Source organism: Escherichia sp. MOD1-EC7003, from assembly GCF_002965065.1.
Lineage (GTDB): Bacteria > Pseudomonadota > Gammaproteobacteria > Enterobacterales > Enterobacteriaceae > Escherichia.
In genome coordinates this window covers 1-6,270 of the sequence record NZ_PTRE01000143.1, presented here as the reverse complement: position 1 = coordinate 6,270, position 6,270 = coordinate 1, and the positions used below count along the sequence as shown (strand labels likewise).

Sequence of the window (6,270 nt, the reverse complement as noted above, 5' to 3'; positions counted from 1 at the left end):
CGCGTAGCACTGCCGACTGAATAACACATCCCCGTCAATACGGTTCTTGCTGCACGCTTACAAACAACAGACCGAGAAAGACACTGAAGTTCAAAACACCGAAAGAGATAATTGAAAGGGGGGTTGCATTGACAGATTGAATCTACAACCGCGCTCTTGATGTCAGACTCCCTGAACAGTTCTCATTAGTTGAGAAACTCAGGGCGCGGTTTCCTGTTGCCGTTGTATGCAACGTGTTTGGGGTTCATCGCAGCAGCTATAAATACTGGCGGCAGCCAAAGAAGCCTGATGTCGCGCGCGTGTCATTACTCAGTCTTGTTCGTGAAAGCTATCGCGAAAGTAATGGTTCCGCAGGTGCACGTAATATTGCCGCGATGGTCACAACTAAAGGCGTAAAACTGAGTCGCTGGTGAGCAACAAAGCTGATGAAAGAACTTAATCTCATCAGCTGTCAGCAGCCTGGCCATCGATATAAGAAAGCGTCTACGGAACACGTAGAGATCCCCAATTATCTTGAACGCCAGTTTGCAGTAACAGAGCCTAATCAGGTCTGGTGTGGCGATGTGACTTATATCTGGACGGGTAAACGTTGGGCTTATTTAGCCGTTGTGCTTGATCTGTTTTCCCGTAAACCGGTTGGCTGGGCGATGTCATTTTTCCCGGACTCTGCACTGACAACGAAAGCGCTGTCCATGGCCTGGGAAGCGCGAGGAAAGCCCGCTAATTTGCTGTATCACTCGGATCAAGGGAGCCACTATACCAGCAGAAATTTCAGACAGTTACTGTGGAGATATCAGATAAAACAAAGCCTGAGTCGCCGGGGAAATTGCTGGGATAACAGCCCGATGGAACGTTTTTTTAGAAGCCTGAAAACGGAGTGGGTACCAGATAATGGATACGCTAATTTTAGCGAAGCCAGCGCAGCGATAACAAACTACATCACGGGATATTACAGCCAGCTCAGACCTCATCAATATAACGGTGGTTTGACGCCGAATGAATCAGAACGATTGTTCTGGAAAAACTCTAAAGCCGTGGCCAATTTTTGTTGACCACTACAAACAAAACGTACGAACTGCTGCCCTAGAACCTCTCTCCCGTAAGACAAATCTTACACTTCGTGCTTTCCTAAGCACTTACATTAAATCCCGACAACGACACATAATCGCTACATTCATGAGTAAAAGTTAAACAAAAACACATTATCAATAACTTTTCATTCACCATAATAACACTGAATCGATTCACTTAATATTTTTAACAAGAAAAATACTTTATAAGGGTGAGCAAAATTAACCACAGTAATGATGCTTCATTTGTTTTCTTTGAGGAAAGGACATGCACGATTACCTGCTTTTTTTACTGGGACTTACCCCCCTTCTGGCAATGATTATTTTGATTCTGAAAGTCAAAATGCCCATACATTATGCCGTGCTTAGCACTCTCTTTATCACGCTGATTCTGGGCGGTTTTTTCTGGAACACTCCTGTTCAGGATATGGGGTTTGCTGTTGTATATGGAGCAATCAAAGGTCTGTGGCCAATTGTGATTGTCATCCTGGCAGCCATTTACAGCTATAACCTGATGAATGCGACAAAAAGCATGGATATTCTGAGAAATGTTCTCGCAAGCGTTAGTGATGACAAACGTATCCAGGTACTTCTTATCTCATGGTGTTTTGGTGGATTTCTTGAGGCGGCAGCCGGATACGGTACAGCGGTAGCAATCCCCATTGGTATACTGATTGCTCTGGGCTTTAACCCACTAAAAGCAGCGATTGCATCACTGGTTGCTAATACAGTCCCTACAGCGTTTGGGGCAGTAGGTATACCTGTCTCTGTACTTGCTGAACAAGTTAATTTACCTGTAACCACACTCAGCGGGACAATTATTCTTCAACTGGCACTGTTCAACATTCTGCTTCCTTTCGTCATCGTCGCGATTATCGGTGGTGGTATGAAGGCTATACGAGGCGTTGGACTAATTACCCTGATGTGTGGTGTCAGTACATTGATTCCCCAGTATCTGGTGGCTGTTAATCTTGGTGCGGAACTCCCAGCTTTCGCGGGAAGTCTTGTCAGTCTGATAGTAATAGTCTTTATGGCGAAAAACCGTAAAGAAAAAACCGCCCCTGAATTCCTTATTGAGGCTTCAGCAGATAGTGCCAGCGCACTTTCATACTCTCGTGGTGCATTGTTACGTGCGTGCTCAATCTACATCCTGATTTTTCTGTTCATTCTTCTTTGTTCTCCACTGTTCCCGACGGTAAAAAGTGCAATGTCTCAGATTGCCTCGTCACTCAGCTTCTCTCTGAGTAACGGCAGCCATCTGTCGATGAAGATTGAGTGGATCGCAACCCCCGGTGTGCTGATCATCATTGCCAGCGTTATTGGCGGGTTGATTCAGAAAGCATCCCTGTCATGCCTGGTAAACGTATTTGTCAGCACGGTAAAACAACTTAAAAACTCCATTATTGCCATTTCTGCGATTGTTGCCATGGCAACGGTAATGGATGTCTGTGGGTTGATTGGCACTCTGGCACAGAGCCTTGTTGATCTGACTGGTGGGGCCTACCTCTTCATTGCCCCGGTTATCGGCGCTCTTGGTACATTTGTTACTGGTAGTGACACAAACTCCAACATTCTGTTTGGTAAATTGCAGACCACTGCGGCTGAAAAATTGCATGTGGACCCACTCTGGCTGGCTGCCGCTAACACATCTGGGGCAACAGGCGGCAAAATGATTTCTCCTCAGAGTATTGCTATCGCAGTTTCAGCCACCCGTATGGATGGTCAGGGTAGCGTAATCATGTCAGGGACACTGAAGTACTGCTTTGCTTATATTGTTATTCTTGGACTGAAAGTAGGCCTTGTCTACCACCTGTTCATGGCCTGAGAAAAAATAACAAAAGGACGTGAAATATTAATCAACAGGAGAAATTTCTGTGAATGTTAACTTTTTCGTCACCTGCATTGGTGATGCGTTTAAATCCCGGATGGCACAAAAGAGTGTGCTGTTACTGGAGCAATTGGGTTGCAATGTCCATTTCCCCGAAAAGCAGGGATGTTGTGGTCAGCCAGCGATAAATGGCGGTTATGTTCGTGATGCCATCCAAGGCATGAAAAATCTCATATCGTCGCTGGAAGAGAATGACTGGCCTGTAGTATCTCCTGCCGGGTCATGCACTTACACGATAAAAAATTACGCTCGCTATCTCAGTGAAGAACCTGAGTGGGCGGCACGAGCTGAAAAAGTAGCTGAACGACTGCATGATTTGACGTCATTTATAGTAAATCATCTTGGCATCACTGATGTAGGAGCAAGACTCAATGGCCGTGCAGTGTACCATCCTTCATGCAGCCTTTCCCGTAAACTGGGTGTAACCAGAGAACCGCTTTTGCTGCTTGAGAATGTGCGGGGACTTGAGCTGCTGCCGTTTCACGCTCAGGAAACGTGCTGCGGGTTTGGCGGCACGTTCTCTGTAAAAATGGCGGAGATCTCTGGTGAAATGGTGAAAGAGAAAGTCGGGCATATTATGGATGTTAAACCTGATTTTCTTATCGGGGCTGACGCCAGTTGCCTGCTAAACATCGGCGGTCGGCTTAACCGTGAAGGGCATCCTGTAAAAGTGATGCATATTGCTGAAGTCCTGATGCACAGATGAGGTAAACAGAATGTCTTTGAAAACAAGTGATATCAGGTTTAAAGAGCGTATCCGTATTCAGATTCAGGATCCGATCATGCGAAAAGCTGTGGCTAACGCACAGGAGCGCATAGGGACTAATCGGCAGAAAATGGTTGATGAACTGGGGCACTGGGAGGAATGGCGTTCACGTGCTGAACAAATTCGTCGGCATGTTCTGGAAAATCTTGATGCTTATTTGTATCAATTGTCCGAAAAGGTTACTGCGAATGGCGGGCATGTATATTTTGCCCGTACCAGAGAGGATGCAACCAGTTACATACTGAAGGTGGCGAAAGAAAAAAACGCCAGGAAGGTTGTTAAATCCAAATCAATGGTGACTGAGGAAATTGGCATGAATGCCGTTCTTCAGAAAGCCGGGATACCCGTGATTGAAACGGACCTTGGGGAATATATTCTTCAGCTAGCACATGAGCCACCATCGCATGTAGTTGTGCCGGCAATACATAAAGATCGCCATCAAATCCGCAGAGTTTTACATGAACATCTGGGGTATGACGGGCCTGAAACTCCAGAAGCAATGACATTGTTCATCCGTGAGAAAATCAGACAAGATTTTCTGAGTGCTGAAGTTGGCGTAACGGGGTGTAACTTTGCCGTTGCAGAAACAGGGTCAGTTTGCCTTGTGACAAACGAAGGCAACGCACGGATGTGCACCACATTACCTAAAACACATATTGCTGTTATGGGTATGGAGCGTATTGCTCCGACATTCCAGGAGGTGGATGTTCTTATCACCATGCTTGCAAGGAGTGCTGTCGGGGCCAGACTGACAGGTTATAACACCTGGCTTACAGGCCCCAGAGAAGAAGGACATGTTGACGGTCCGGAAGAGTTCCATCTCATTATTGTTGACAATGGGCGTTCAGAGATTCTCGGCTCAGAATTCAGCGATGTATTGCGATGTATCCGCTGCGGTGCCTGCATTAATACCTGCCCGGCTTATCGTCAGATTGGTGGGCATGGTTATGGTTCAATCTACCCGGGGCCAATCGGCGCGGTTATTTCCCCATTGCTTGGTGGATATGAAGACTTTAAGGATTTACCCTATGCCTGCTCATTGTGCACTGCCTGCAATGGGGTATGTCCTGTAAAAATACCTCTGGCAACGCTAATACAAAAACATCGCCAGGTTATGGCAGAGTCTGAAATCACACCATTAACGGAACGCCGTATAACCAGAGCATTCAATTACATAAACAGCCATCCGGCGTTGTGGAAGGTAGGTATGGTTGCTGGGGCCAAAACAGCCAGTCTGTTCATCAGGAAAGGAAAAACGCCGATTAGTGTTGGAGCGATAAAAGAATGGACTGAAGCCAGAGACCTGCCATCACCTGATGGAGAAAGCTTCCGTAGTTGGTTCAAGCGACATAAGAAGGAGGGGTAATTTTATGGAAAACAGAGAGGAATTTCTCGTTGCGATCGCCAGAAAGCTTGGCAGACCAGTAAGACATATTCCCGAAGCAATGCCGGAGCCTGTAAATACGCTGGCTACAACACGTTTAACAGAGTTGACATCAGACCAACGCTGTGAGGAGTTTATTAAATTTGCCTCGGAAGTGATGCTTGCCGAGTGTGTTCTGGTGTCGCCTGAGAACGCACCATCAAAAGCCTTAGACATCTGTTGGAAGTTCGGTTCCGGGCCAGTCATTATCAGCAACGATCAACGACTGGTCGATACAGGGATTACGCCATTGCTACAAAAAGAAATGGGCGCTGCTCTGTGGGATCCGGAGAAGGGCGATGAAAATATCCATATTGCTGAAAAGGCAAAAACTGGTGTCGTTTTCGCTGAGTATGGGCTGACAGAATCAGGAGGCATTGTCTTATTCTCCGCACCAGAACGTGGGCGCTCAGTAAGCCTTTTGCCTGAAGCATCATTATTTGTTTTACGTAAAAGCACCATTCTCCCCAGAGTGGCGCAGCTTGCGCAAAAACTTCATGATATGGCTCAGGAAGGACAACGGATACCGTCCTGTATAAATCTGATTGGAGGCCCAAGTTCTACTGCAGATATAGAACTGATCAAAGTTGTTGGCGTACATGGTCCTGTACATGCAACCTATTTGATCATTGATGATTGCGATTAACGATTTCTAATAAAAAAATGGCCTTAAGGTGATATTGAAATCGTCTTGTGAAAAGGCAATTATAGACTAAAGGTTAGACATAATTGTGTTTCTTTATGCCTCCGCAGCAATTTGTGGAGGCTTTTTTGCTTACTCCAAACAGTTTAGCTTCTTGAAAAAGTCATATCCCGTAAGCGTCAACGAAGCACTATATTGACGCTTATTTATTAGTGGTAACTACGTTCTATTGGCAGGAGTTCATCAACACTGTTGGAAGGCCATTCCGACAGGATTTTGAGGATATGACACAGATACTCTTGCGGATCGATATTGTTCTGTCGGCAAGTACCTATCAGACCGTACAGCAGCGCACCACGCTCTCCGCCGTAATGGCTACCGAAAAACACAAAATTTTCTTTCCTATACCAACTAGCTGGGTAAGCGGCTCGTCAGAACCGTATTGATATTTACTGAGAGCTCAGATCAACTTTCCAGGGC

The 6,270-nt window shown here is 46.0% G+C and carries 4 protein-coding genes and 3 pseudogenes; 6 read left to right on the top strand and 1 reads right to left on the bottom strand.

Translation table 11 applies throughout. From position 1 onward, the window contains the following. Positions 1 to 62: 62 nt before the first annotated feature. The 6 genes and pseudogenes from A7090_RS26795 to A7090_RS21225 all read left to right on the top strand — a co-directional run. Positions 63 to 140: pseudogene (locus A7090_RS26795) on the top strand (hypothetical protein); the annotation flags it as partial. A gap of 9 nt (positions 141 to 149) precedes the next feature. Next, positions 150 to 1,052: pseudogene (locus A7090_RS21245) on the top strand (IS3 family transposase); the annotation flags it as partial. A gap of 286 nt (positions 1,053 to 1,338) precedes the next feature. Further along, positions 1,339 to 2,895, top strand: coding sequence for an L-lactate permease (locus tag A7090_RS21240; protein WP_000544015.1), 1,557 nt, complete (start codon positions 1,339 to 1,341; stop codon positions 2,893 to 2,895). Between the two features lie 49 nt (positions 2,896 to 2,944). Beyond that, positions 2,945 to 3,664, top strand: a complete 720-nt coding sequence (locus A7090_RS21235; RefSeq protein WP_105275431.1) for a (Fe-S)-binding protein — start codon at positions 2,945 to 2,947, stop codon at positions 3,662 to 3,664. 10 nt (positions 3,665 to 3,674) lie between these two features. Then, a complete protein-coding gene (locus A7090_RS21230; RefSeq protein WP_001544484.1) occupies positions 3,675 to 5,090 on the top strand; it encodes a LutB/LldF family L-lactate oxidation iron-sulfur protein in 1,416 nt (471 codons plus the stop codon). 4 nt (positions 5,091 to 5,094) lie between these two features. Continuing rightward, entirely contained in the window at positions 5,095 to 5,793 is a 699-nt protein-coding gene (locus A7090_RS21225) for a LutC/YkgG family protein (RefSeq protein WP_105275430.1), read from the top strand. Positions 5,794 to 5,992: 199 nt separating this feature from the next. Here A7090_RS21225 and A7090_RS21220 read toward each other — a convergent pair. Continuing rightward, positions 5,993 to 6,191 (bottom strand): annotated as a pseudogene (locus A7090_RS21220) (transposase domain-containing protein); the annotation flags it as partial. Between the last annotated feature and the right edge of the window lie 79 nt (positions 6,192 to 6,270).

Excerpts from the sequence above, each read along its gene's own strand:
- A7090_RS21225 (WP_105275430.1), top strand. The coding sequence starts at position 5,095 with ATGGAAAACAGAGAGGAATTTCTCGTTGCGATCGCCAGAAAGCTTGGC.
- A7090_RS21240 (WP_000544015.1), top strand. The coding sequence starts at position 1,339 with ATGCACGATTACCTGCTTTTTTTACTGGGACTTACCCCCCTTCTGGCA.
- A7090_RS21230 (WP_001544484.1), top strand. The coding sequence starts at position 3,675 with ATGTCTTTGAAAACAAGTGATATCAGGTTTAAAGAGCGTATCCGTATT.